Below are 26,924 nucleotides of genomic sequence, written 5' to 3'. Positions count from 1 at the left end.
GCGATTCCTCGGTACAGCGCCGGGGCGCGACCGGACGGTTCGTCCCTGGGCGACGAGGGACTAGCTCGATGCGTCGTAGTTGAGGTTCGGGCCGAGCCAGCGCTCGACCTCGGCGACGGTCATGCCCTTGCGCGCGTGGTAGTCGATCACCTGGTCACGATCGATCTTTCCGAGGCTGAAGTACCGGGCCTCCGGGTGCGCGAAGTACAGGCCGCTCACGCTCGAGCCGGGCCACATCGCGAACGACTCGGTGATCCGGATGCCGGTGCTCTTCTCGACGTCGAGCAGCCGCCAGAGCGTGCCCTTCTCGGTGTGATCCGGGCACGCAGGGTACCCAGCCGCCGGCCTGATGCCGCGGTATTTCTCCTCGATGAGCTCGCTCTTCGTCAGGTCCTCCTGCCGGCCATAGCCCCACTCGTCGCGCACCCGCTTGTGCAGGCACTCGGCGAACGCCTCGGCCAGGCGATCGGCGATCGCCTCGGCCATGATGGCGTTGTAGTCGTCGTAGCTCGCCCTGAACCGCTCGCACAGCTCCTTCAGGCCGATCCCGGCGGTCACCGCGAAACCGGCGATGTGGTCCGGGAGGCCGCTCTCCCTGGGCGCGATGAAATCCGCGAGCGACCGGTTCGGCTCGCCGCCCTCCTTCGCCGTCTGCTGGCGCAGGAAGTGGAACCGCTCGAGCACCTCCTTGCGCGTCGCGTCCGTGTAAACCTCCACGTCGTCGCCCACGGCGCTCGCGGCGAAGAAGCCATACACGCCGCGCGCCGTCAGCAGCTTCTTCTCGATGATCGTGTCGAGCAGCGCGTTCGCCTCGGAGAAGAGCTGGCGCGCCTGCTCGCCGTACTTCTCGTGCTCCAGGATCCGCGGATAGACGCCCTTCAGCTCCCACGTGTGGAAGAACGGCGTCCAGTCGATGTACTCGCGCAAGGTGGCGAGCGGGAAGTCCTCGAGCACGCGCGCGCCGGTGAACTCGGGCGCCGGCACATCCTCGGCGCGCCACTCGATCCGCGTCCGGTTCGCGCGCGCGGCCTCGATGGAGACGAGCTTGTGCTTCGGCGCCGAGTGGAGCCGCCGGAGCTTCTCGTACTCGGCGCGGTGCTGGGCGACGAACGCCGGCTTGCCCTCGTCGCTCAGGAGGCTCGTCGTGACGGGCACGGCGCGGCTCGCGTCGACCACATGCACGACCGGCTCGCTGTAATGCGGGGCCACCTTCACGGCGGTGTGCGCCTTGCTGGTCGTCGCCCCGCCGATCAAGAGCGGCAGCTTGAAGTTCTGCCGCTCCATCTCGCGGGCGACGTGGATCATCTCGTCGAGCGACGGCGTGATCAGCCCGCTCAGGCCGATCAGATCCGCCTTCTCCTGCTTCGCGCGCTCGAGGATCTTCTCGCACGGGACCATGACGCCCATGTCGATCACCTCGTAATTGTTGCACGCGAGCACCACACCCACGATGTTCTTGCCGATGTCGTGGACATCGCCCTTCACCGTGGCGAGGACGATCTTTCCCTGCGTCTTCACCTCCTGTCCGGCGGCGGCCATCGCCGCTTTCTCCACCTCCATGAACGGCGTGAGGTACGCGACGGCCTTCTTCATCACGCGCGCCGACTTCACCACCTGCGGGAGGAACATCTTGCCGGCGCCGAAGAGATCTCCGACGACGCTCATTCCATCCATCAGAGGGCCCTCGATCACGGAGAGCGGGCGGCCGAGCTTGGCGCGCGCCTCCTCGGTGTCGACATCGATGTACGTGTCGATGCCCTTGACCAGCGCGTACGACAGCCGCTCCTCGACGGCGCCTTTGCGCCACTCCTCTTCCTTCTTCTCGGTCGCGGTGGCGCCGGCGCTCTTGGCCTTCAGCGCTTCGCCGAAATCGACCAGCCGCTCCGTGGCGTCCGGACGCCGGTTGAGCAGGACGTCCTCGACGAGCTCGCGGAGCTCCGGCTCGATCTCCTCGTACACCTCGAGCATGCCCGCGTTGACGATGCCCATGTCCATGCCCGCCTGGATGGCATGGTAGAGGAACGCCGAGTGCATGGCCTCGCGCACCCGGTTGTTGCCGCGAAAGCTGAACGAGATGTTCGACACGCCGCCGCTGACCTTGGCGTGCGGCAGGTTTGCCTTGATCCAGCGGGTGGCCTCGATGAAGTCGACGGCGTAGTTGTTGTGCTCCTCCATGCCGGTGGCGACGGTGAGGATGTTCGGATCGAAGATGATGTCCTCGGGAGGAAACCCCACCTCGTCGACGAGGATGTCATACGCCCGCTTGCAGATCCGGATCTTGTCCTGGTAGGTGGCGGCCTGCCCTTGCTCGTCGAAGGCCATGACCACGACGGCGGCGCCGTACTTGAGGATGGTCCTCGCGTTCTCGCGGAACTTCGCCTCACCCTCCTTGAGGGAGATGGAGTTCACGATGCCCTTGCCTTGCATGCACCTGAGGCCTGCCTCGATGACCTCCCATTTCGACGAGTCCACCATGAACGGGACCTTCGCCACCTCGGGCTCGCTGGCCAGGAGCAGCAAGAAGCGCGTCATCGCGGAGACGCCGTCGATCATGCCCTCGTCCATGCAGATGTCGACGACGTTGGCGCCGTTCTCGACCTGCTGGCGCGCCACGCTCACCGCTTCCTCGAATTTCCCTTCCTTGATGAGCTTCGCGAACTTCGGCGACCCGGCGACGTTGGTGCGCTCGCCCAGGATCATGTAGACGCCGGGCTGCTGCGTGAACGGCTGCGAGCCGGACAGGCGCAGGGGGATCGGCGGGCCGGACGAGGGCGCGCCGGCGGGCGGGGTGTCAGGGGAAGGCTTCGGGTCGAGGGCGCGCGGGGGCTTGCCGGCGACCGCCTTGGCGATGGCCGCGATGTGCTCGGGCGTGTTGCCGCAGCAGCCGCCGGCGATGTTGAGGAGGCCTGCCTCCACGAAGCCGTCGATGTGGCGCGCCATGTCCGCCGGCTCCAGATCGAAGCCCGTGGGCGAGAGCGGGTTCGGCAGGCCGGCGTTCGGGTAGCAGGAGATCGCGGCGCTGGACTTCTCCGAGAGGTCGGACAGGAACGGGTACATCAGGTCCGGGCCGAGCGAGCAGTTCAGCCCGACGGCGAGCGGGTTCACGTGCTTCACCGCGTTCCAGAACGCCTCGACCGTCTGCGCGGAGATCATCGTCTCTCCGCCGCGCCCGACCGCCGCCGAGATCATCACCGGCAGCGTCTTGCCGTCCTTGTCGAACACCTCTCGAATGGCGACGAGCGCGGCCTTCGCGTTGAGCGAGTCGAAGATGGTCTCGACCAGCAGCACGTCGGAGCCGCCGGCGATCAAGGCGCGGATCTGGTGGACGTACGCTTGTTTCACCTGATCGAACGTCACGACGCGGAAACCGGGGTCGTCGGCGTCCGGGGAGTTGGACAGGGAGACGGTGAGCGGGCCGATGGCGCCCGCGACGAACCGCTGCCGCCCGTCGGCGTTCGCCACGCGATCCGCCCATTCGCGGCACTGCCGCGCGGACTGCTCGTTGATCTCCCAGGCGAGGTCGTTGAGGAACGGGTCGTCGATGATCTTCTGATAGAAGGCTGGATCCTTCCGCCCGCCGTGCTCCCGCGGGTCGTCCACGAAGAACTCGCTCTGGGTGATGCTCGTCGCGCCGAAGGTGTTCGTCTCGATGATGTCCGCGCCGGCCTCGAGGAACCGCCGGTGGATATCGCAGATCATGTCCGGCTGCGTGAGCGTGAACAGATCGCCGTTGTTCAGCAGGTCTTTCTTCGAGTCCGCGAATCGCTTGCCCCGGATGTCCGCTTCCTTCATCCCGTAGGTGCGGATGGTCGTCCCCATCGCCCCGTCGATGATGGCGACGCGGCTCTGGAGGAGCTTCTGGAGTGGATGAAGGGGAGGCGTGGGGTTGTTGGACAGCATGATCAGCCTCGCTTGGCGCTCTTGGATGGACCCGGGGTCGGCTTGTCGGCGATGGCGAGCACGACCTGAAAATGTGGCTTTTTCGCCTCGCGGCAGGCGATATCGGACATGACGACATCGAGCCTCACGCGGGTGAGCATGGCGCGGATGTCGGAGGGCGAGAAGCCGGGGTGGCGCTCGCCGTAGGGCGCGGTGACCTCCCGCTGCTGGTGCGCGTCGAGCGACAGGATCACCACCCGTCCGCCCGGGCGGAGCACGCGGGCGCACTCCTCCAGCACCTGCGGCGGGCGCTCGGCATAGGTCAGCGTGTGAAACACGAGGACCGAGTCGAAGGAGGCGTCCTGGAACGGCAGATCGTGGACATCGGCGACCTGGGCGCGGACGTGGGGCCGGGTCGAGAAGCGCTCCTTCGCGGACTCGATCATCCGGCTGCTCGAGTCGATGCAGGTGAGCGAGCGGCAGTAAGGTGCGAGCGAGCCGGCCGCCGCGCCGTCGCCCGATCCGACGTCGAGGACGTCGCCGAGGCGCAGCAATGCGGCGATGCCGGCCGCGAGCGACTGCCACGTGCGGCCCGGGGAGTAGTGCTTCTCCATCTCGCCGGCGAAGGACTCCGGGAGCCCACCGCGCCGCTCGGCGTCGAGCTCCAGGAGGCGCCGCTGGTCGCCTTCCAGGGTCGGGTCGGCCGATTTCGTGGCGTCATCGAGGAGGGCCTTCGCGGTCCCGGGCAGGGTGTCGACCGCGAGCGTGTAGAACGACTGCGGTCCCTGGCGCCGATCCCGGACGAACCCTGCCTCGCGGAGCCGCCCGAGGTGCGTCGAGACGCGCGACTGCGCGATGCCCGTCACGCGAACCAGATCCGTCACCCGCAGCTCGCGCTCGCGGAGGAGCACGCAGAGCCGTATCCGGCTCTCGTCCCCGAGGAGGTTCAGCACCTCGATGTACTCGGAAAGACCCATGTATCCCTGTATCTCGATGCGCGAATGTAATAGAACCCCCGACCTCCGGAGTCAAGCGCGCCGGTACCCGAGGAGCACCGTGCGCTGGCCGCCGAGCTGAGCCCGGAACACCGGCAGGACCTCGGACCGTCGCTGTTCAGCCCTTCAGCATGTCGATCCACGGCTCCGCGAGCGACGCGGAGCGCGTGGGCACCTCGCCTCCGGGCCTGGGATCTCTCGCCCGCGGCTCACTTCAGCTCGTGGACGTCGACCCTGTCCTCCATCACGTGCGGCACGAGGACGCGTCCGCGCTTCGTGTCGTAGCCGATGTCCGTGGGCGTCTTCTGCTCGGGAATCGCGATCTCGAAGGGTCCGCCGAGCTTCCCGCGAAGCACCGCCGACGCCTCGTGGCTGGTCACGAGGAGCGAGTCTCCGACGGAGACCAGGCCGTCGAGGCGGCCGCCGGGCGCTGTGGTGGTCACGTCCTGCCTGGCGCCCTTCTCGTCGAGGCGGAAGACCTCGGGAGCGCCGCTCGAGCAAACCACGAGCCCCTTGTCCGTCCACGCGATGCCGTTCGGCATGTGCATGTCGGTGGTCTTCGCCAGCAGCCTGGCCTTGCCCTTCTCGATGACGTACACGGCGTCGCTCGACGTCGCCTCGAGGTTGCCGGTCGCGCCGATCGTGAAGCCGGAGTCGGACACGTAGACCGTGCCGTCCGGAGCCGCCGCGACGTCGTTCAGCAACGTCACGCCGGGGATGGCGATCTCACCCTTCGGCGCCCCGGTCGTGAGGTCGAACATCCGGACGGTCTTGAGGTCGGCCACGTAGAGCACGCCCTTCACGATCGCGGAGCCCGTCGGCGCGTCGAGCTTGACCTTGTTCTTGCCGCCCTCGATCCACCTCAGGTTCGTCACCTGACCGTCGGGCGAGAGCACGGAGATGAAGCCGTTGTTGTCCCTGTCGCTCGGATTGCCGTTGACGTTCGAGACGAGGTAGCGGTCGTTGTCCGCGTCGTACAGCACGCTCTCCGGCATGGCGAAGCCGGTGTACGTGGCGACCGGGCGCGGCGCGGTGAGCCTGGGCGAGCTGGGCGCAGCGGGAGCTGACGGAGGCGCAGGCGGGGATTCGACGCTGCTCGCCGCCGCGGGCGCGGCGGAAGGAGCAGAAGCCGCCGGTGCCAGCGCGCGCGGAGGAGCCTCGCCCCCGCAGGATGCCATCGCGGCCACAACGACGACGGACGTGAACGTGCCGGGGAGCCGTGCCATGGAGGCCATGAAAGTCCAGACGCCATCCGGCGGTCAAGCTCCTCGCAGCGGCAGCGCTCATCGAAGAGACATGTACACATCGATCACCGTTCCCCGGCGCGCCGTGCCCGCGGCGTCCGTGAAGGCAAAAGCGCTCCGCTCGCCCTCGCAGTTGCCGCGCGCGTCGCAGCGCATATCGCGGGAGTCGTGGAGGTCGATCGACGTCAGGCCGATCGCCTCGAGGGGCTTGATCTCGCTCGGCTCGCTCGTCCGATCGAGGTTTCTATCCGACCATACGACCACCCTGGCGAACGCCGGATCCTGCTTGTCGAAGACGCCGTTGTGATCCGCGTCGAGGTCCCGCAGCGCTTCGAAGCCGTTCTTCGCGAACCCCCCGCCCTCCAGCCGCGTGGCCGAGCCGAAGAGCTCGCCTCCATCACGGATGACGCCGTCGCCGTCGCGATCGAGCGCGAGCCAGGGCGTCGCCGAGGTGGGCCAATCGCTCGCGTGGCACACGCCGGTGCCGGTCAGATCGAAGGCGGCGCCCGCTCCGGCGGTGAACTCCACCGAGCGATTGTCGAAGGAGAGCACGAGAGGCGTGACGCATTCACATCCATCCGTGTTGAGGTACCACGCGGAGTCATAGAAAGGGCACTGGTAGTCGTACGTCTTGAGCCCCCAGACGGCCTCGCCGTCGATGTTCACGCACTTTTCACGGCAAAACCCCGTCGGACCCATGGAATCGTAGTCATCACATGCCCGCTCCTCGCCGATGGTGCATTCGCCGGGCGCCTCGGGGCCGAAGTCAGCCCAGCAGGCGGTCACCTCTTCTTCTTTCACCTCTTCTTCTTTCACCTCTTCTTCTTTCACTTCATCCTGCGCTTGATCGGTTCCGTCCACGACCTCGGCCATGCATCCCACCACGAGGGACGCACACGCCCCCAGCACCCCGACCACAACCGCTCGCCTTGCCATCTCGATGTTCATGATGGCCCGGATCAGCATGCTCCGGACCATCCAGAATGCGCTGGAATTTCGCCAGGTTTCGCAGATGCGGTGACATTTTGTGCCAAGATTCGCCCAGCATGCGCCAGGCGGTCCGGCCCAGATTGGCACGCTTCCTGGGCACGGCGCGCTCCGGGGATGGGGTCGCTACCGCGCCAGGGCGGTCGCCGCGGATCGCTCCGGCGAGCCCCTCGACGGTCGGGCTCTCGAAGAGAGCCGAGACAGGGATCGCCTGGACGCAATCGACGCGACCGACGCGACCGACGCGACCGACGCGACCGACGCGACCGACGCGACGCCCGGGCGAGCTCGCGCTCCGGGCCTCCTGCCCGAATTGACGGCGAGCATGGCCCACGATATCAGCGATGAAGCGCCCCTGATGGAACGGGCCGCGGGTCGCCGTGGGCGGTGGTCCACGGCACGCTGGGCTCGTCGTGGAGGTGCCGCCGGTCGTGACGGACATGGCGCTGGCGACCGGGCGGGCTGTGCAGCAGGCCGGGCGCGAGGTCCCAGCGCGGCCGGGTCGAGGCCGCGCGCGCCGGCGCTTGTGCCGGGCCGCGGGCTCCCGTATCGCATCCCTGCATGCCGCCCCTCGACCTGCACGTCGCCGTGTTCGGCGCTTCCGGCGCCGGCAAGACCGTTCTCCTGGCAGCTTTCTACAGGGCGCAGACCCAGCCCTCGTTCCAGGAGGAGTACGCGTACAAGATCCAGGCGGTCAACAAGGCGCAGGGCAACCAGCTCCTCGGCCGCTTCTATCGCCTCGAGGAGGGCAAGTTCCCGGAGGGCAGCACGCGCTTCGACGAGATCGAGTTCGACTTCTTCCCGAGGGACCTGCCCGAGGCGGCGGTCCGCGTTCACTGGTACGACTACCCCGGACGGTGGTGGGAGGACGAGCCGGTCGACGCGGAGGAGCGGGAAGCGATGCGCCAGGGCCTGCTCAAGCTCGGCATGAGCCAGGTGGGCATCCTCCTCGCGGACGGCGCGAAGTACCGGAGCGAGGGCACCGGGTACATCCGCTGGCTGTTCGAGCACTTCGCGGACGAGTGCGACCGGCTGCGCCGGACGAGCGCCGCCACGGGCGACGAGGTGAGCTTCCCGCGCGAGTGGATCCTCGCCCTCAGCAAGGCGGATCTCTTCCCGCCGGACTACGGCGCGCGCGACTTCGAGCGCGAGGTCTGCCGCGACGCCGACGATCAGCTCGCGAAGCTCTGCTCCGTGCTCCGCGCCGAGCAGGCGTTCGGGCACCGCTTCATGCTGCTCTCGTCGGTCGCCGCGCCAGCCGACGCGCAGGTCGACCCGCGGACGTCGCTCGGCGTGCGCACCCTCGCCCCCGCGATCCTGGTGAGCACGGTCGAGGGCGCGGTCCGCGAGGCGCAGGCGACGCGAAAGGAGAAGTCGGCGAAGGAGACGTTCTTCCAGGGGCTGCGCGATCTCGTGCAGTTCGTGGACTCCGTGGACGACTTCCTGCCGAAGAGATACCAGATCGTCAGCAAGATCCTGAGATTCGTGTCGTTCAAGGACTTCGCGAGCACGCGGGTCGACCGGCTCAAGAAGGTACGCGAGGACGCGCTCCGGCGGGGCGACACGTTCAAGGCGGTCCTGACCGGGATGGTGGCGGCCCTTCGCGACGAAGAGGGGCTGCGGGCCTACCACCAGAACCAGTAGCGCTGTTATGCTCGCGCCCGTGCCGGCCCTCCTCGTCGAGACATCGCGGCTCCTCTGGAGGACGCGCGGCGAGCACTGGGATTACGAGTTCATCTGCGTGCCCGAGACCCCGGCGCTCCCCGCCTGGCTCACGACGCTCGAGGCCATCGTCGGCGACGCGGACGCGGCCGCCGGCGAGCTCCGCTATGGCCTGCTCGAGATCCACGAACAGGGGCCGAGGGAGCCGGGCGTGTTTGCCTATGTGGCGGCGCGGTTCCTCGATCCGGCGCGGAAGGACTGGACCGGGCGGCCGGTGCAGCACTTCGCGGTCTGGTTCCCTCCTGTCGCGCCGGAGGCGGTCGAGGCGCTGCCCGGGGCGGTCCCCGCCGACTGGCACCTTCGCGTGCTCGCCGGGCTCGCGGCGACGTACGGCTCAGGCGAGGTGTTCGGGCTGCCAGAGGAGCAGATCCGCGCCTGGAAGCGGGATCATCAGGTGAGCCGGGCGGCGAGCGCGATGGCGATCGTGAAGCGCACGCCCGCGCTCTCGCTGGCCGACGGCGAGGCGGCGCCGTCGCGGTGGAGGCGGGCGCCGACGGTAAAAAAAAAGTCCCCGGCGGCGCGCGGCGAGGTGGCCCTGCAGACGGTGGGAACAGGCCGTAGGGGCGGGCGCCGTGGGTTCGGCTGCTTCGCGCTCGGCGTGATGATGCTCGTCGCCCTCCAGCACCTGATGGCGTGCGGCGCGGGCTGAGCCGGATTCACGGTGGCTGAGCGCGCCGACGCCCCTTACACTCGCCGCGACCGTCGCGCCACCTGCTGGCGCGCCCAACGCATGATGGAGATCCCCAGTGAATGACCATCCCGCATTGACGCCCGGCCGCGTGGCCGTGGTGACCGGCGCGGCGAGCGGCATCGGCCTCGCCGCCGCCCGCCGCTTCGCGCGCATGGGCCTGAAGGTCTGCCTCGCCGACCTCGACGGGCCGGCGCTGCACGAGGCGGCCGCAGGCGTGGCCGCCGTCGCGGCCGGCGGCAAGGACGACGTGCGGGCCGTGCCGACCGACGTCGCCAGGCTGGACGACGTGCAACGCCTGAAGCAGGTCGCCTACGAGGCGTTCGGCGAGGTGGCCGTGCTGATGAACAACGCCGGGGTGGGCGGCGGCGGCAAGCCCTGGCAGAGCTACGACCGCTGGCGACACCTCATCGAGGTCAACCTCTGGGGCGTGATCCACGGCGTGCAGGCGTTCACCGAGGCGATGCTCGCGCAAGGCACCCCCGGCGCCATCGTCAACACGGGCTCGAAGCAGGGCATCACCACCCCGCCGGGCGACGCTGCCTACAACGTGAGCAAGGCCGGCGTGAAGGTGCTGACCGAGCAGCTCGCGCACGAGCTGCGCAACGTCGCCGGCTCGAAGATCACCGCCCACCTGCTGATCCCGGGCTACACCTACACCGGAATGACCGCGCGCGGCCCGGAGAAGCCCGCGGAGGCATGGACCGCCGACCAGGTCGTCGATTTCATGATCGACAACATGGGTCGCGGGAATTTCTACATCGTATGCCCCGACAACGCGGTCACGCGCGAGATCGACGAGCGCCGCATACAGTGGGCCGCCGACGACCTGATCCGGAACCGCCCCGCGCTGTCCCGGTGGCACCCCGATCACGCCGAAGCGTTCGCGGAGTACATGGCGGGCGCGGCGAAGCCCTGACGCTCGCGACCTCCGGCTCGAGAGCGGCCCGCTGGCCGCCGACGACTCGGCTCTCCCCCCACGACATCTCGAAGCGCTGCACCTCGGACGCGGACCGCGGCGCGACCGAGCCCTTGGTCTCACGTACCGTATCAGGGGAAATCTACGTGCGTTGTGCCGCATCCGGGAATCGGCATTTCAAATTGACGTGCTGATCGGAAGTCTCAGCGCAACAAGCCACCCGATCTCGAGGCGTGGTGTCGGTTTCTTGGGTCCTCCGTTGAGATCTTGCTATAATGTCTTCAACAGATAGTCATCCACGCCACATCCTATCGCGCTCACCATGCTGACCTTCCCTGAACAGCCACTGCAGAGTCATTGGTGTCTCGATGGCACCGTGAAGATCTGGTGCCCTGCCCCGGGGCTGATCGTCACATGCGTCACCGGGAAGCTGGTGGAGGACGGAGCCGCGGCGATCGAGGAGGCGATGTTGCGCCGGGTCGCCGAGGATCGCCGGATCCTCGTCTTCAACGACTGGGAGTCGATGACCGACTACGAGCACGCCTCGCGCACGCGGCTGACCGAGGCGACGACCTCTGTCCTCCACGCGGTCGAGGGAGGGCACTTTCTCCTGAACTCCAGGTCCGTTCACTTCGGGGTTCAGGTCGCGAACGCCGCGATCCGGAAGCTGACGGTCCACCCGTCCCGCGTCCTTTTCGAGCGCGCGCTGCAGGACGTGCTCCGCCAGCGCGTCCTGTACGGCGTGGCCTGACCGGCGGAGCTCCACCGACGCCCCCGCGGCGAGCCGGTGGCGCCCGCGTGGCGCCGGGAGCGTGCTCCGCCGTTCGCGCGCCGGCCTGCCGGGCGGATCCTGCGAGCATGCTCGAGGTGCGCGCCAGCCGTCCCGTCGCCGCCGGCCTCTGCGCCGGCATCGTCGCCCTCGCGGGCTGCAGCCGACCTGCGTCGCACTACGCCATCGAGACCGTCATGGCGAGCGCGTACAGGCCGCCTTCGCTCGCGACGATGGGGTCGCCGGCCGCGGGCGCCGCGCCGGATCTGGTGCTCGCGGGCGACATGCACTGCCACCTGAGCCCGCCGGATCACCCGCGCGAGGCGTCGCGCGATCCGGCGGCGACGGTCGCGCTCGCGGCCGACGAGGAGCTCGACTTCCTGGTGCTGACGCCTCACGTGCCGGCGCGCTTCTTCGAGCACGAGGAGCTGCGCGCGGCCGTGCTCGCGGCGCAGGATCGCCTGCGGGCCGAGCTCGCGGCGCGCTCGGCCGGCCGCACCGTGTACGTCATCGGGATGGAGTACACCGATCCGGTCTACGGCCACGTGGGCGCGGCGTTCGCGGATCTCCGGGCCGTGCTCGCGGACGTTCCGGTCGACGAGGCGCGCGCGCACCCCGGCCGGTTCTTCGAGCGGTTCGTGGCGCGCGGCGGCTTCCTCGTGATCAACCACCCGCTCTCCACGCCCCTGGACTCGTCGTTCGCGATGGCGCGCGCGGATCTCTCGTGGCGCCCCTTCACGAGCGCCGCTCCGGTGCCCGAGGAGATCGCGACGGTGAACCGCCTCGCACCGGGCATCGAGGCGTACAACATGGTCGTCACGCACCTGCGGGATCGGTACCTGCTCCTCGACACGCCCCGCACCCTGCTCGCGACGATGGCCCGCGTGGATCGAGAGATCGCGGCGCAGCAGCGGCGGCTGGTGCCGGTCGGCGGCAGCGACAGCCACACCGATTTCCTGCGGCCGACGACGTACGTCCGCGCGGCGGGGCGCTCGGAGGCCGCCGTCCGCGACGCCCTCGCCGCGGGCCGCGTGTGCGTACGGAGCCCGGAGGCGTGCTCGTTCGAGGTGCGGGCGCCGGGCGGTGCCTGGCAAGGCGTGGGAGCGTCGCTCGGGGCCGCGCCGGTGATCGAGGCGCGAGCGCGCGGCGGGGACGTCGAGGTCCTGGTCGGCGGCGAGGCGGTCGCGGGCGCCGACGACGGCGAGACCGTGCGCGTGCCGCTCTCGAAGCCGGGGTGCGCGGTGGTACGGGCTCGCGTGGGCGACGGCTTCTCCGCGCCGATCTACGTGGGGTGTCCGTTCGCCGGTTGAGACCCCGGCTGCTCGGGGTCGACACGCGGGAGAGGGAGCTCCGGGCGACAGGGCCGTGAGCACTTGACGCGGAGCTGCGCGGGCGCCGTGCTATGTCGAGCCGCATGGCAACGCCGCGCATCGCCGTTGTGGGCCACGTGGAGCACGTCACGCTCGGACGCACCGAGGGCATCCCCAGGCCGGGCGACATCGTTCACCTCCAGGACGCGCGCTTCCTGCCCGCCGGGGGCGGCGGCCTCGCCTTCGCGCAGCTCTGCCGGAGCGACGCCGAGGTCCACCTGTTCACGGCGCTCGGGCGGGACGAGGCGGCGCGGGCGGTCGAGGAGCGCATCCGGGCCGCGAACGAGCGCGTCCACGTCCACGCGGCGCGGCGCTCCGCGGCGCACCCGCGCGTGGTGATCTTCGTCGACGCCGACGGGCGCCGCACCATCATCGTCACCGGGAGCCCGCTCCAGCCCGCGGCGACCGATCCCCTCCCCTGGTCGCTGCTCGCCGACTGCGACGCCGTGTACTTCACCGGCGCCGACCCCGAGAGCCTGCGCCTCGCGCGCGCCGCGCGCCGCCTCGTCGTGACGGCCCGCAGGGGCGCGGCGCTCCGGGCCGCGGCGGTCGCGCCCGAGGTGGCCATCGGCAGCGTCGCGGATCCGCGCGAGAACGCGCCGATCGACGCCTACGACCCCCTCCCCGGCGCGCTGGTGCTCACCGACGGGCCGCGCCCGGTGCGCGTCGTCCGGCCCGGGGGCACGACGCTGGTGGATGCGCCGCCCGCGCCCGAGCGGGTCGTCGGCGACTACGGCGCCGGCGACAGCTTCGCGGGCGCGCTCACGTTCTTCCTCGCCCACGGCCTCTCGGTCGAGGAAGCCTGCCGCCGCGCCGGCCCGCACGGGGCCGCGGTGCTGCGCGGGATCGATCCGCTGGAGACGCAGACGCCCCTCGTCGCGCCGTGATTGTCTCGGACTGGAGGGGGCCATGCGGCCTGTCTCGTCCAGCGGTGGATGGCCGGGGGGCCGGCGGGAGAGCCCGCATCGTCCCCGACTCCTACCCCCACGGGGCCAGCACCGCTCGACGGAGCGCGAGCGCGCGCGCGAGCTGGTAGTCCAGGCGCTCTCGCCGCAGCTCCGGGATGATCGCGGCCAGCTCGCGGACGGCCAGGTTCGCGTGCTCTTCCTGGAGCGCACCCACGAAGCCGTCGACCCCGCGGAGCAGGCCATGGTCCTCCCACACGGCGAGCTCGAGCAGATCGCGCAGGAGGCCGTCGAGCCCGGCATGGTCGCGGGCGAGCCCGAGATAGGCGCGCTCGCTCGCCGCGAACACCTCGCCCATCCGCGCGAAGGAATCATCGACCTGCTCCATCATCTCGACGATCGCGGTCATCGCTGCCCGGTGCAGCGCCAGGCGCTCGAGATCCGACGCCGTCCGCGCCTCGAGGAGGTCGATCTGGCTCTCGACGAAGCTCGCGAGCAGATCCGTGGCGCGGTGATCGTAGTAGCCATCGGCTCCGGCGAGGCTGCGGAGCTCGGGCTCGAAGCGCGCGGGCGACACAGGGAACCGCGGCCAGTGCCCCCGGAGCGCGCGCGCCTCCAGCCGCCGCCGGGGCGTGTTGCGCATCGCGTCCGTGCGGTGGCTTGGACCGCTGTGCCATACGCGCTTCCAGGCCTTCTTCAGCAGCCACTCGCTCGCCTGCTCCTCCGCGTCGAGGACGCCCGCCGGGGTCCGCGCGAGGCGCTCGAGCCGGCCACGAAGGTCGACCACCTGCGCGAGCATCGCCTCGGCCGCATCGCCGCGGATACCTCCGCTGGCCGCGCGCGCGCGGAACTCCCGCGCGATCGCGTCGAGGCCGCGCGGCTCCTCCAGCGCGAGCCGCAGGAGCCATCGATCCCAGTGGGAGAAGGCGACGCCGTCGATCTCGCGCCACGTCTCCGGGCCGTAGCGCACGCCGTCGTCGAGCGGACGCTCTGCCGGGCGCGGCAGGCGCCTGGCTCGGGCATCGTCCTTCACCAGCACCTCCGCTCGGTCCGCGCCAGCGCGGTTCGATCCGAGGTGCGCCCGCCGCCGCACAGGCATGCTTCGTCGCATCCGGCCTCTCGCACGCGGCGCAGGGTACGCGATCCACGCGCGGTGGAACCAGGGAGATGAGCCATCAACTCATGACGGCTGTGCAACCCAAAGCTCATTCCGTTCAGCAAGCATAATTTGCCAACAAAAATCAACAATCTACCGGTCGGGATGAGACGCGCTACCGCAAGATGGGCGAGAATTCGCAACCACGCTTCGTAATGCAAAAGCACATGGAGAGCGTTTCGGAGCGTTCCACCCCGGGGAAACCGCGTGCGCTCCGCGTTCTCATGCACGAGAGGGCTCCACTCCAGGCATCGTTTGTGGCATGAGCTGGCGCACAGATGACGACGGGTTGCCACAAGCCCTCGCTCCTGGACGAGCGCCGCTTCTTCCGGGGTTGTCCTCGGGACGACCGGCTGCTTCCCGGCGGCATGCAGGCGGCGCGTGGGCGGGTCGCTCCTCGCGTCGGGTCCGCAGACGGCGGCGCAGGGGTTGCGTGAGATGGCTGCCCGCGGTGCTGGCGCGGGATGGGCCCGCGCGAAGCTGGCCTTCGAGGCCGCCTTCGCGAGCTCCGGCAGGGCTCGAATCGACCGCGTGAGCAAGGCGGGTCATGGCCTCTCCAGCGAGGTCTATGCTGCCCACGTCGAGCTGGTTCCCGATCCAGAGGGCCGCTCTGGCACCTATGTGGCCCTTCTGCCGGTCACGGGCAGCGCCTCGCGGGCGCTCGCGAGCTGGCAGCGAGAAGGCGCTCTCCTCGCGCGGGTCGCCGCCCGCACGGGCGCGATCCGCGTGCCCACCTTGACGGCGATCGTCCCCATCGGGCGGGTCAACGTCGTCGTGCGACCTTACCTCGACGGGCTCCCCCTCGACCTGCGCGCCGGCCGCCAGCCCAGCGTGGCGCCCTGGGAGGTCGTCGCGCGCGTCGCCGCGACGGTGCATGCCATCGACGTGGACGACATCGCCGACCTCGGGGGACACGCCACGCGGCGCGCGCACGCCCTGTCGGAGATCTCGGCCCTCCATGGCGTCGCCGAGCTCCGCGAGGCGGAGCAGTGGGCGCTCGCTCATCTGCCGCAGGAGGAGCCCTCGACGCTCGTCCATGGGGACCTCCTGGGTCAGAACATCCTGCTCCACTGGGAGAAGCCGTTCGCGGTCATCGACTGGGAGTACGCGACGCGCGGCGATCCCGCGTACGACATGGCCATCGTCACGCGCGGGGCGAGGAGGCCGTTCCAGATCGACCACGGCCTGACGCGGCTCCTGGATGCGTACGCCACGCAGGGGCGACCGCGCATCGAGGCGTCGGCGGTGCGCCTGTACGAGCTTTGCCTGGCGGGACGCTGGTACCGCAATGCGCTCGAGGGCAAGGGCGGCGGAGAGCCCCCGGACCAGAGCTTGCGACACGTCGAGAGAGTCCTCCGGCGAGCCCGCGCGGCGAGCGGAGGACGCGAGCAGGGGTGAGGTGGGCGAGGTATTGATGGCTACAAGCTCGCCCGCAGTGAATTGCGGCACCCCCGGGTCCGCACCCTGCTGAAACGATCTCCGAAGCGTCTGTCATGCCACTGGCCTCGAGCAGCCTGGACACTGTCTCGTGGCGCAGCCGCGACCAGGAAAGTCTCCTCGACGCGGAGTTGCAGGGGCGCTTGGCCCATGAGACGACGCAGGAATCCCTGAAATCCAAGAACGAGCTCCACCGCGCGCTAGCAGGGCAGCGCGTTTCTCGTTCCACGCCGGCCACCGACGCGATATGCTCGGGGTGGTATGGTGCAGGTCACGCTGGATGAAGCGGTGGCTCGCCTCGACGAGCTGATGGCCGCCGCGCGCGGCGGGGAGGCGGTCGTGATCGTGCATGGAGGGGCTGCGGTACAGCTCGTTCCAGTGCCGACGCCCGCCGCGACGCCCGGGAAGCGGCGCGAGGCCGGCGGGGCCGCCGGCCAGATCTGGATGGCTCCTGATTTCAACGCGCCTCTCGACGACTTCGAGGAATACGAGCGGTGAGGCTGCTCGTCGATACGCATGCTTTCCTCTGGTTCCTCGCGAACGACCCGCAGCTCAGCCCCGTGCGAAGAGCTTCCTTGAGGAGCCCACGAATGAGCTCGTGCTGAGCGTGGCAAGCCCATGGGAAATCGCTATCAAGGTGAGCCTGGGAAAGCTGTCCATCCCAGGCGACGTCGAGACGTTCATCAAGCACCACTTGGCGATAAACGACATCGAGCTCCTCGACATACGGCTACGGCACGTCGCGCGCGTGAGCGACTTGCCATTCCATCATCGCGATCCGTTCGATCGTCTCATGATCGCGCAGGCGCTCGTCTGAAGACATCCCCATCGTGAGCCAGGACGTGGTCTTTGACGCATACGGCATCAAGCGCATCGGCTGATCCTGACCACGAGCCCCCCTTCACGCCGCCGCCACGCCAGACCCACGCCGCCGCTCACACGCTCGTGGTCGGGCTTGGGCACGCCGGAAATGGCGCGCGGCACGACCGAGCTGCGGCGCGATGCGGCCAGCGCGGACGCCTGCCCCAAGCGGCGATGGGCCGCGATCGCGACAGAAGCCGTGCCGTGCCGCGCCGCCGGGCAGGGCCTACCCGGTCCGGCACCTCCGACTTCCCCGCCGGCCGGCCGCGCCGTCATGGCCGCCGCGTGACAGCGGCGGTCCCGCTGACCTGAACGCTGTCATGGCCGCGTGACAGCGGCGGTCCGCGCGGCGGTCACCTGTCGCGCCGCCGTTACATCGCCGCGCCGCCTCGCCGGGAGGGCCGCGGGCGATCCGCGGATTCCGCGCCGCTCGCGGCCATGGCATGGCGCATGCTATCTTGTCCGGCTCGCAGGGCGGCGCGCATCGCCGCCGGCATCCTTGACCGGCAAGCGTGCCGGAACGACGGCTTGAACCTCTCCGGAGGATGGAGATCGCAATGAAGCGCTCAGTCTTTGGGCTCGGGATGGTCATGGCGGTGGGGCTCCTCCCGGCGGCTTGCGGGCCGGAGTCGCAGCTCGACGGCGAGCTCGACGGGCCGGGGCTCGAGGCGATGGCGGGCAAGCCCGGATCGGAGGACACCAACGGCACCCCGAAGCGCGCGTGGGACACCTGGAAGGAGCCGATAGCCCGCGCGCTGCGAGTCCGGCTGCTCAACAGCGACGGCACCATCAACCCGGTGATCCTCGACCTCGGGCTCCTCGAGGACCCCATGGGCGACGGCGCGGGCGGCGACGGCGCGGGCGGCGAAGACGCGGCTGGCGAGTGGGTCTCGGGCCACGAGGTCTTCGATCATACCGTCCGCTGCGCCCTCGCGAGCGGCACCGCCGTGACCCACAACGGCAAGTCCTACGTGGGGCGGGGCATGGTGGGCGGCGCGTCGGTCTGGACGAACGAGGGGCTCCCCGAGCACGTGCGCAGCAACGTGCTTGAGTGCGTCATCGCGTTCGTCAACGACAAGACCGACGGCGTCAACGTCCTGCTCACAGGCCCGAACGTGAACGATGACAAGGGCGAGCACGCCAAGTTCATGTTCGGCGAGGCGGTCTGGTGCGCGGACGCCACGGGCGTCGCCGTGAGTGTCTACGCTACGCGCTCGTTCGTGGGGAGCTGCGGGATGGACGCCAAGGCCGCGCTGGAGCAGCGGTACTGCTACGAGCCGGAGGCTTGCAACCTCGACTACAAGGGGATCTTGGAGCTCAACGACGAGTGCGTGCGCGTGGGCGCGCCGGGAAGCGGTCAGTACAAGTGCAACGGCAAGGCGTGCACGATGACGTGGCTGAAGGACCCCGACCCCGAGTGGTGCGTGCCCCCTGCCACGACGCCCCCGACGCCCCCGACGCCCCCGACGCCCCCGACGCCCCCGACGCCTCCGACTCCCCTGCCCCAGTGAGCCCCCGGCGCTCCCGGGCGGCTCAGGGCGCGGCGGGGGCGGGCGCCTCGCCCGTGAGCCGCCGCGCCTCGGCGAGGCGCGCGCCCAGCGTCCGCGCGCGCAGCGGGTTCGCGTGGATCGCCGCCTCGAGGGCCGCCACCTCGCGCAGCGTGTCCTGCCTCCGGGCGGCCGCGTCGGGCGCCGCCGCGGCGCGCAGGCGAAAGAGCGCGCCCTGCGCCGCGAGCGCCCGGTCGTACCGCGGGTTCAGCGCGAGCGCCGCGCCCGCATGCCGGAGCCCCTCGGCGATGTCGTCGGCGCCGTCCTGCCGGCGGCCCACCGTCCGAAGCGCGGCGCGGGCCCCGTGGATCTCGGCCAGCACCGCGTACAGCAGCGGATCGGCGAGCGCCTCGCCCAGCAGCAGCGGGCGGAGCGGGACGAGCGCCGCGTCGAGCCGCGCCGCATCCGGACGGCCTCGCTGCGCGCCCCACCGGAACGCGAGGAGCTCCGCCTCGGCGCGCTGCACGCGGTCCCACACGTCCCAGGGCGTCTCGGAGAGGCTGCGATCGAGCGTCTCACGCGCGACCTGGATCGCGGGCGCCGGGTCCTCGCCCCGCGCCATCCGCACGCGCGCCTCGAGCATCGCCAGCATCGCCCGCAGCGACTCCGGATAGCCAGCCACGCCCGGCGCCATCTCCCGCGCGCTCGCCTGCACGCGCGCGAACGCCGGGCCGGGATCGGCGCCGGCGTCGAGCGCGTACAGCGCCAGCGTGTGATCCAGCCAGAGCCGCCAGTAAGGCGCCCCGGTCCACGAAGGATCCTTTTGACGCATCGCATCAATCACCCCGTGCGTGCGCTGGACGACCTCCTCGGGAGAGCGTCCGGCGCGGGCGAGGTGCTCGGCCTCGTAGATGCCGGTGATCAGCCGGGAGGTGCGCGCGCTGGCGAAGCCTGGATCGAGCGCGAGGACGCTGTCGCAGCGGGCCCGGGCGCGCTCCAGGGAGCCCGCCGGATCGAGGCCGCGCAGGGACTCGTAGCGGCCGCGCTCGGCGAGGACGCCGCAGAGCTCGTGGAGGGCCCAGGCGAAGTCGGGCTCGCGCTGGAGCGCGGCCTCGTAGCCCCGGATGGCGCGCTCGAGGGCCTCGCCCTGCTCGCGCCCGGTGAGGTCCGCGTGGTACGCGCGCGCCCGGAAGACGGCGGCGAGGACGTACCGCGCCATGGCGTCGTCGGGGCTCGTGGCGAGCGCCTCCTCGGCGCGCGCTGTCGCCTCGCGGAGCACCACCCCGGCGTCCTCGCCCGGGGGCATCCTGCTCGCGACCCACCAGGCGAAGGAGCTGTGGACCCAGGCCAGCTTCACGCGCGCCTCGGGGCTGCGCGGGCTCGCCGCGAGCGCCCGCCCGCAGGCCTCGCGCGCCCGCTCGAAGCTCGGGCGCATCGCGTCGCGGCGCTTTCCGGCGGCGTTCATGGTCTGCGCCCAGAGCTCGCACTCGCTGGTGTGGACCGAGGGGTCGGAGCGGCCGTGGTCCGCCGCGATCCGGTACGCCTCGGCGGCGCGATCGAAGTGGGCCTTCATCCTGTCGAAGTCGAAGGCGGCGTCGTGGCGGTAGCGGCTCCCCATCGCGAAGAGCACGTCGCCCTCGAGCTTCTTCGCCTCGTGGAGCCAGGGCGCCTCGGCGAACGCGGCCCGGGCCTTCTCCAGCGCCTCGTCGTGCCTGCCCTCGGCGAGCGCGAGCAGCCCCTCGACGTACGCGGGCGCCTCGATCGCCGCGGCCCCCTCGGCGGCGCCGTCGAGCGCGGCGCGCAGGTGCGCGGCCGCCGGGGCCCTGTACTCGGCCTCCAGCGCCGCGATCCGGGCCTCGCGCTGCGCCTTGTCGTGGATGCGGCGGGTCTCCTCGAGGCCGCGGCGGTAGAGCTCGGAGAGCGCCGCGCCGGCGGCGTAGTCGAGCCCCGGCGACCCGTAGCCGGCGCGCTCGGCCTCCCGGAGGTGCTCGAGGGCGGCGCGCGGCTCCTGGAGCGCGAGCAGGCCGCGGCCGAGGGCGTACTCGCCGGGGCCGCGGCCGAGCGCGCCCGCGGTCGCCATGCGGGCCTCGACGGCCTTCAGCCGGGCGCGGACGACGTCGCGCTCGCGCTCGACGTCGTGGAGGGGCATGCCGTGGGCGCCGCGGAGGAAGAGCTCCATCTCCTTGACTGTCTCGCCGACGGTCTCGCCGAGCTCGCGGGCGAGGGTGGCCTGCTCCGCGGCGGCGCGCCGGCTCCGGACGAACAGGCCGGCGACGACGAGCGCCGCGAGGAGCAGCGCGGCCGCGCCGAGGACCGCGGCCCGGTGCCGCCGCGCCTGCCGGGCGAGGCGGCGCGCGAAGGAGGCGCGGCGCGCGAGCACCGGGTCGCCGTCGAGGAAGCGCTGCAGGTCCTCGCCGAGCGCCCGCGCCGACTCGTAGCGGGCGCCGGGTTCTTTCTCCAGGCAGCGCAGCACCACGGCCTCGAGGTCCTGGGGGATGTCGCGGTCGAGGGTGCGCAGCGGCGGCGGCTCGGCCTCGAGCACCTGGCGGAGGACATCCATCACCGCGCCCCCCGCGAACGGCGGGCGCCCGGCGAGCAGCGCGTGGAGGGTGGCGCCCAGGCCGTAGACGTCGGTCCGCCGGTCGAGCGAGCGCACCATGCCGGCCGCCTGCTCGGGGGCCATGTACGCGGGGGTCCCGAGCAGGGCGGCGCCGGTGAGGGTGAGCCCGCTCTCGCCGACGTCGCGCGCGATGCCGAAGTCCATGAGGTAAGGGCGGTACGCGCCGTCGTCGCCCCGCTCGAGGAGGATGTTGCTCGGCTTGACGTCGCGGTGCACGAGGCCGAGCCGGTGCGCCTCGTGGAGCGCCGCGGCGATGGTCCGGGCGACGCCGACCTTCTCCTCGAGGGTCAGGTCGCCTCGGGCCTCCTGGAGGGAGCGGCCCTCGATGTAGCGCATGACGATGAACGGCACGCGATCGGCGACGCCGGCCTCGTAGACCTCGCAGACGTTCTCGTGGCGGAGGCGCGCCTGGGAGCGGGCCTCGCGCAGGAAGCTGCCGTCGATCTGGGCGCCCGAGGAGACGAGCTTGATGGCCACGCGGCGGCCGAGGCGGAGATCCCAGGCCCGGAAGACGACGCCCATGCCGCCGCGGCCGAGGAGGTGGAAGTCCTCGAAGCGGGCGTGGAGGGAGGGCGGGATCGGCGAAGGGTCGTCGGGGGCGGCGGGGGCGCGGGGGCTGTCGCCGGTCGGGTCGAGGCCGAGGTCGGGGGTGGGCTCGGGCGCGGCGACGGGGACGTCGCCGGACGAGCCGAGGCCGGGATTGGGGATGGCGGGCGTGCTCGGGCCGGTCACGGTCGCGTCGTCGCGGCCGCGCCTGGGCGCCGGCGACGCCAGCACCGCGTCGCCCAGGTGCATCCCTGGTTTCATGTGAAAAGGAACCACAGAGGCACAGAGGCACAGAGGACAGAGAGTTTCTTTGTTCTCTCCTCTGTGTCCTCTGTGCCTCTGTGGTTCAATTTTTCCCCCTCACGGAATCAGAAACGAACCTGGCGACATGGTACCAGGGCGGCGGGATGGTCGGCGCCCGCGGGCAGGATCATCGGGCGCGGAGGCCGTAGCGCTGGATCAAGCGGTGGACGAGCTGGCGGGAGACGCCCATCGCGTCGGCCGCTTGCGAGATGTTGCCGCCGTGCTGGCGGAGCTTCTCGGTGAGGTAGGCGCGCTCGAGCTCCTCCATCACGACCTCGCGCGCCTCGGGGAGCGGCAGATCGAGGAGCCGGCGCAGGCGGGCTTCCTCGGGCCCGGCCGGCGGCGCGGCGGCGGGGGTCGCGCCGGCGGGCGACGCGGTCGCGCCGGTCGGAGCCGGATGGGGAGGCCCCTGCGGCGCCGGCGGCGCGGCGCTGACGATCTCGTGGAGCAGCTCGGGGAAGAGCACGAGCCGCGCGACGGTGTTGCGGAGCTCGCGCACGTTCCCTGGCCAGTCGTGGGACTCCAGCAGCGGGAGCGCGCCCGGCGGCAGGTCCGCGAGCGCGCGCGGCGGATCGCGCGCGACGAGGAAGCGCTCGACGAGCAGCGGGATGTCGTCCTTGCGCTCCCGGAGCGCGGGGACGTGGACCTCCACCACCGAGAGCCGGAAGTAGAGATCGGCCCGGAACGAGCCGTCCTGGGCCTTCGCGCGCAGGTTCCTGTGGGTGGCCGCCACGATCCGCGCGTCGAAGGGGACCCACTCGTTCGAGCCGAGCCGCCGGATCTGCCGCCCCTCGATCGCGCGCAGGAGCTTCGGCTGGAGATCGAGCGGGAGCTCGCCGATCTCGTCGATGAAGAGCGTGCCCCCGCTCGCCTGCTCGAGCAGCCCCGACCGCGCCCCCGCGGCGCCCGTGAACGCGCCCCTGGCGTGGCCGAAGAGCTCGCTCTCCACCAGGCTCGGCGCGACGGCGCCGCAGTCCACGACGACGAAGGGGCCGTCCTTGCGGCGGCTCCGGGCGTGGATCGCCCGCGCCAGCACCTCCTTGCCGGTGCCGGAGTCGCCGAGCAGGAGCAGCGTCTCGTCCGTCGGCGCCGCGCGCTCCAGCTTGGCGAAGAGGGCGCGCATGGTCAGGCTCCGGCCCACCGCGTCGCCGAACGCATCCGCGGCGGAGAGCGGCAGGACGGACGGCGGGCCCGCAGCGCCGACGACGAGCTCGGAGCTGCCGACCGTGGCGGGCACGCCCGGCGAGAGGAAGGCCTCGAGGATGCGGACGTCGCGGACCAGGGTGCCGTTCTTGCTGCCGAGGTCGCGGAGGAGCACGCCGCGCTCGGTCATCCGGACCTCGCAGTGCCTGCGCGAGGCGCGGGGATCGGTGAGGACCAGATCGCAGTCGGCGCCCGCCCCGATGACGAGGGGGCGCAGCTCGAGCGGCGCGGTGAGCGTGCGCCGGTCCGGGAGCGTGACCGTCACGGAGAGCGCAGGGAGCCGCAGGGAGCGACCCTGATCGAAGCTCGTGAGCGTGAACGTCGCCCCGGGATCCTCGCCCATGAGCGCCATGGTGACCCTGGGGGGGTCCGCGTCAACCCGGAAGCGGCGCGCGCCGGGGAGCACGGAGCGGTGCGCGTGTGGGACGCCTGTTGGAGCGGACTGTCATGCTACCGCGACAGCGGCCGTCATGCGCGCGTGACAGGTGTCCCGGCGGCGTGTCGGTGAGGGGCTCGGCGCCCGCGGGAGACGCGGGGAACGGCCTGAAAGCGCCTCGATTCGCGCCGGGCCGGGGGACGGCACACGGGTTGCGATGTGCCCCCGCGACGCGACGAAACGCGGATCGAGGAGGATGCGAACATGACATCTCGTGACAGCGGCGCAGGCAAGGTGGAGCACGGGGCGATCTTCGGAGCGCGACGCGGGACGAGGCTCGGGCTCGTCGCCCTCGCCGCGCTGGCGAGCGCCGTCTCCATGAGCCGCCCGGCGGCCGCGGTGAGCGCCGAGCCGGGCCTGCGCGCGATCCCGCTCGACCCGACCGGCGCGACCTTCCGCGCCGAGGTGATCGGCGACGAGCACTTCGACTACCTCCGGATGGCGGACGGCACCGTCGCCGTGCTCAACGAGCTCACGGACGACTACGAGGTCGCCGAGCTCGGCCGGGACGCGAGCGGCGCCCCCGCGCTCGTGCCTTCGGGGATCCTGATTCGCGATCTCCGCGAGCTGGGCGGCCGCGTGGATCCGGCGCTGCTGCCGCGCATCGACGACGAGGAGATCGACGCCCTCTGGGAGGCGGCGACAGCGCGCGCCCCGAGCCCGCTCCCGCTCGCGGCGGGGACGACCCCGATCACCGGGATCCGGCGCCCGCTGCTCACCATCCTCCTGGAGTTCACCCAGGGGGGCGGGATCACGGCCCCGAACGCGTTCACCGGCAACTTCGAGACCGACATCGCGTACTGGAAGCAGACCCTGTACGGGAGCCTCGAGGGCTCGGTGAACCACTACTATGGCGAGATGTCGCGCGGGAAGTTCTCCTTCATCCGCGCGCGGGAGACGCAGGGCACGGCCAACGACGGGATCGTCCGGATCAAGCTGCCTTTCGCGCACCCGAACAGCAAGAAGGACTTCGCGCTGATCCAGCCGTACCTGAAGGAGGCGCTGGCGGCGGCGAATCCGTTCGTCAACTTCGCCTCCTTCGACACGAACGGCGACAACAAGGTCCGGGGCGACGAGCTCAACGTGCTCTTCGTGGTGGCCGGCTACGAGACCTCGAACAGCAGCAAGACGCCGTCCATCTGGGCACACGCGAAGGGCTTTGAGGAGCCGATCACGCTCGATGGGAAGGCCTTGAGCGGATACGCGGCGATCGGAGAGCGGCAGGTCCACAAGATCCGCGGCGTGTCCATGACGATGCCGGCCACCGTGGGGGTCATCGTCCACGAGCTCGGGCACTCGGCGATCGGGCTGCCGGATCTGTACAAGGGGCCGACCCCGCTCGGGGCGTGGTGCGTGATGGCGAGCGGGAGCTGGGGGACGACGAGCGGCTCGCCGGCGGGCTCGACGCCCGTGGCGATGGGCGCGTGGAGCCGGCTCCGGGCCGGGTTCCTGGCGCCGACCGTGATCGAGCCGGGGGCGCCGGCGCAGGACATTCCGGTGGTCCAGTCGGCCGGCGCGGAGCTCTTCGGGCAGAGCGTGGATCCGACGATCTACAAGATCGAGACGTCGGATCCGGACCAGTACTTCCTGGTCGAAAACCGGCAGAACGAAGGGTACGACCGGGGGCTGCAGCGGTGGATCGACTTTGGGGGGGTGTCTGGCGGCGTGGGGGTGTACCGGATCGACGAGGCGAGGTCGGCGGGCAAAGGGAAGGTCGCGTTCATGGCGAGCAACCCGAGCTCGACGAGCTCGGTGGAGAACCTCTACAACGAGGAGGGGGGAAGGACGTTCACGCCGTTCACGGATCCGAGCAGCGACGACGGGGACGGGCAGTTCACCGGGCTGTCGCTCACGGGGTTCAATGAAGCCGGGCCGATCATGCTGGCTCACGTGAGCTACGGGCCGTTCGGGTGCAACGCGATCACCGCGTCGATCGCGGAGCACGAGGTGCACGGGAGGGTGCAGAAGCAGGTGGTGGACTTTGGGGACGAGCAGATGTTCCTGGGATACCGCACCACGGGGGCGCTGGAGGGGCTGGGGGTCGACAAGAACGAGGTCGTCACGCTCCACGTGGAGGCGCCGGGGATGTGGAGCGTGGGGGAGTGCGACTGAGCGGGGGGATGGTCGGGCGGAGCGGAGAGGGAGGGAGTTGCGGTCGTTGTCAGGCGCCCGCGGTTCCCGCGTCGCCCGCGAGCAAGGACCTCGCATGGGCGAGCGCGGCGCGCATCCCGGCGACGGAATGCTCGAAGAACCTGTTCTCCGCATGGTTGCCGTCCTTGTAGACGACCAGCTTGACGGGGCCCGTCTCCGCACCCCACTCGAGGTCGATCGTGTACCCGCTCGTCTCCTTCTTCTTCACGATGCGACGGGTGATGCGCCGCTCCTGCGCCTTGAAGTCCGGGCACCAGCCGTCGTAGGTGACCCCGATCCCGTCGTGGTCCTCCGGAGAGAAGGCCGGGTCTTTCAGGGTCTGGACGAAGGTGAGGTAGAGCGGGTCGTTCGCGCGGAAGCCGGCGAGCCATGAGTCGTACCTCTTCCGAGCTTCCTCCTTGGCCATGCGCCTCGCCTGCTCCTTCTCGGACACCCACTCGCTCTGGAGGACGAGCTTCAGGCCGTCGCGACGGAATGTCTGGGTCGCGGCGATCGGGGCCTCGGCGATCGGAGCCGCGGCGCCCGGAGTCGCGGCGGCGTCGGCCTTGACGTCGTCGGCGGACGCCGACTGGTAGCAGATGATCGTCCCGTCGGCGCTGAACGTCGGCGGACGCCGGTCGGCGTCGATCATCGTGGCGGACTCGATCTCGGGCCACCCTGACATCGGGTCCGAGAAGTCGAAGAAGCGGAACTCGTACGGGCACGCCCAGATGCACCCCTCGACGACGAGCACCGCGGCCGGTACCTCGAAGCGCATGTCTGTCCAGCAGAAGCCGATTCCCTGCTCTGCCTCGTTCGGCAGGTGATCGCGGCGCTTCCCCGTGTCGAGCTCCACCACGCTCTGGCCCTGATAGTCCTCACCGCACACCAGGTAGTCGTGGCCGTTGGGATGCTCCTCGATGAAGAGGAACGGGAACGAGTCGTGGTTCCTCTGCACGACGACGATTGGCGCATCGGAGCCGGTCCTGTAGACCTTGCCCTGGGAGTAGTCCCAGGCGCCACGTCCGGTCGAGAAGCTCGACACCACGAGACGGAACTTCCCCGTGGGGCTCAAGAACTCGCTGCGTGAGCCCTCGCGCTCGTTCTCGGGTCGGAAGAACGCTGCCTTCTCGAGGGCGTGGGCCGCTGATTCGTCCGTCATGTCTCCTCAGCGCGCACGGCGTCGTCAGGCTGCAGTGTGCTGAGTGTAACAGAGCCGCGGGGCGGTGGCGGTGCCATCATCAGGCTCCAGAGAGACTGTGCTTTG

At 70.8% G+C, this 26,924-nt stretch carries 19 protein-coding genes; 11 read left to right on the top strand and 8 right to left on the bottom strand.

Annotation, left to right across the window (positions count from 1 at the left end):
• Positions 1-60 precede the first annotated feature (60 nt).
• The 4 genes from metH to WME89_RS19770 form a co-directional block, all read right to left on the bottom strand.
• Complete coding sequence (gene metH / locus WME89_RS19785; RefSeq protein WP_438010677.1) at positions 61-3,900, bottom strand: methionine synthase; 3,840 nt, start codon at positions 3,898-3,900, stop codon at positions 61-63.
• 2 nt (positions 3,901-3,902) lie between these two features.
• Entirely contained in the window at positions 3,903-4,856 is a 954-nt protein-coding gene (locus WME89_RS19780) for an ArsR/SmtB family transcription factor (RefSeq protein ID WP_438010676.1), read from the bottom strand.
• A 227-nt stretch (positions 4,857-5,083) separates the two neighbouring features.
• Positions 5,084-5,869, bottom strand: a complete 786-nt coding sequence (locus WME89_RS19775) for an SMP-30/gluconolactonase/LRE family protein (RefSeq protein WP_438010675.1) — start codon at positions 5,867-5,869, stop codon at positions 5,084-5,086.
• A 288-nt stretch (positions 5,870-6,157) separates the two neighbouring features.
• Positions 6,158-6,991 carry a calcium-binding protein gene (locus WME89_RS19770; RefSeq protein ID WP_438010674.1) on the bottom strand — a complete coding sequence of 278 codons (834 nt, stop codon included), beginning with the start codon at positions 6,989-6,991 and terminating at the stop codon, positions 6,158-6,160.
• A 675-nt stretch (positions 6,992-7,666) separates the two neighbouring features.
• Here WME89_RS19770 and WME89_RS19765 point away from each other — a divergent pair.
• From WME89_RS19765 to WME89_RS19740, 6 genes are all read left to right on the top strand, one after another.
• Complete coding sequence (locus WME89_RS19765; protein ID WP_438010673.1) at positions 7,667-8,749, top strand: hypothetical protein; 1,083 nt, start codon at positions 7,667-7,669, stop codon at positions 8,747-8,749.
• A gap of 19 nt (positions 8,750-8,768) precedes the next feature.
• Complete coding sequence (locus WME89_RS19760) at positions 8,769-9,476, top strand: hypothetical protein (protein WP_438010672.1); 708 nt, start codon at positions 8,769-8,771, stop codon at positions 9,474-9,476.
• 97 nt (positions 9,477-9,573) lie between these two features.
• Complete coding sequence (locus WME89_RS19755; protein WP_438010671.1) at positions 9,574-10,434, top strand: SDR family NAD(P)-dependent oxidoreductase; 861 nt, start codon at positions 9,574-9,576, stop codon at positions 10,432-10,434.
• A gap of 376 nt (positions 10,435-10,810) precedes the next feature.
• On the top strand, positions 10,811-11,185 hold the full coding sequence (locus tag WME89_RS19750) for a hypothetical protein (RefSeq protein ID WP_438010670.1): 375 nt from the start codon (positions 10,811-10,813) through the stop codon (positions 11,183-11,185).
• Positions 11,186-11,292: 107 nt separating this feature from the next.
• On the top strand, positions 11,293-12,513 hold the full coding sequence (locus WME89_RS19745) for a hypothetical protein (protein ID WP_438010669.1): 1,221 nt from the start codon (positions 11,293-11,295) through the stop codon (positions 12,511-12,513).
• Positions 12,514-12,617: 104 nt separating this feature from the next.
• Positions 12,618-13,460, top strand: coding sequence for a PfkB family carbohydrate kinase (locus tag WME89_RS19740; protein ID WP_438010668.1), 843 nt, complete (start codon positions 12,618-12,620; stop codon positions 13,458-13,460).
• Between the two features lie 91 nt (positions 13,461-13,551).
• Here the strand turns inward: WME89_RS19740 and WME89_RS19735 are convergent, their stop codons facing one another.
• On the bottom strand, positions 13,552-14,511 hold the full coding sequence (locus WME89_RS19735; RefSeq protein WP_438010667.1) for a hypothetical protein: 960 nt from the start codon (positions 14,509-14,511) through the stop codon (positions 13,552-13,554).
• 654 nt (positions 14,512-15,165) lie between these two features.
• Between WME89_RS19735 and WME89_RS19730 the strand changes: the two genes are divergently transcribed.
• From WME89_RS19730 to WME89_RS19715, 4 genes are all read left to right on the top strand, one after another.
• The gene (locus tag WME89_RS19730; RefSeq protein WP_438010666.1) at positions 15,166-16,032 is read left to right on the top strand and encodes a phosphotransferase family protein; all 867 of its coding nucleotides are present in this window, start codon (positions 15,166-15,168) and stop codon (positions 16,030-16,032) included.
• A gap of 300 nt (positions 16,033-16,332) precedes the next feature.
• Positions 16,333-16,569, top strand: a complete 237-nt coding sequence (locus tag WME89_RS19725; protein WP_438010665.1) for a type II toxin-antitoxin system Phd/YefM family antitoxin — start codon at positions 16,333-16,335, stop codon at positions 16,567-16,569.
• A 100-nt stretch (positions 16,570-16,669) separates the two neighbouring features.
• Positions 16,670-16,888 carry a type II toxin-antitoxin system VapC family toxin gene (locus WME89_RS19720; protein ID WP_438010664.1) on the top strand — a complete coding sequence of 73 codons (219 nt, stop codon included), beginning with the start codon at positions 16,670-16,672 and terminating at the stop codon, positions 16,886-16,888.
• 601 nt (positions 16,889-17,489) lie between these two features.
• Positions 17,490-18,443: a hypothetical protein gene (locus WME89_RS19715; RefSeq protein ID WP_438010663.1), complete on the top strand. Its 954-nt coding sequence runs from the start codon at positions 17,490-17,492 to the stop codon at positions 18,441-18,443.
• A 22-nt stretch (positions 18,444-18,465) separates the two neighbouring features.
• On the opposite strand, the gene WME89_RS19710 is transcribed toward WME89_RS19715, so the two are convergent.
• On the bottom strand, positions 18,466-21,846 hold the full coding sequence (locus tag WME89_RS19710) for a protein kinase domain-containing protein (protein WP_438010662.1): 3,381 nt from the start codon (positions 21,844-21,846) through the stop codon (positions 18,466-18,468).
• 169 nt (positions 21,847-22,015) lie between these two features.
• Entirely contained in the window at positions 22,016-23,443 is a 1,428-nt protein-coding gene (locus WME89_RS19705) for a sigma 54-interacting transcriptional regulator (RefSeq protein ID WP_438010661.1), read from the bottom strand.
• Positions 23,444-23,731: 288 nt separating this feature from the next.
• On the opposite strand from WME89_RS19705, the gene WME89_RS19700 reads away from it, so the two are divergent.
• A complete protein-coding gene (locus tag WME89_RS19700; protein WP_438010660.1) occupies positions 23,732-25,639 on the top strand; it encodes a M6 family metalloprotease domain-containing protein in 1,908 nt (635 codons plus the stop codon).
• Positions 25,640-25,688: 49 nt separating this feature from the next.
• On the opposite strand, the gene WME89_RS19695 is transcribed toward WME89_RS19700, so the two are convergent.
• Positions 25,689-26,819, bottom strand: coding sequence for a hypothetical protein (locus WME89_RS19695; protein WP_438010659.1), 1,131 nt, complete (start codon positions 26,817-26,819; stop codon positions 25,689-25,691).
• Positions 26,820-26,924: the final 105 nt, after the last annotated feature.

Source organism: Sorangium sp. So ce321 (assembly GCF_051530195.1).
Classification (GTDB): Bacteria; Myxococcota_A; Polyangia; order Polyangiales; family Polyangiaceae; genus Sorangium.
Note: the sequence above shows the minus strand (reverse complement) of the source record. Positions and strands in the feature narration are given on the sequence as shown.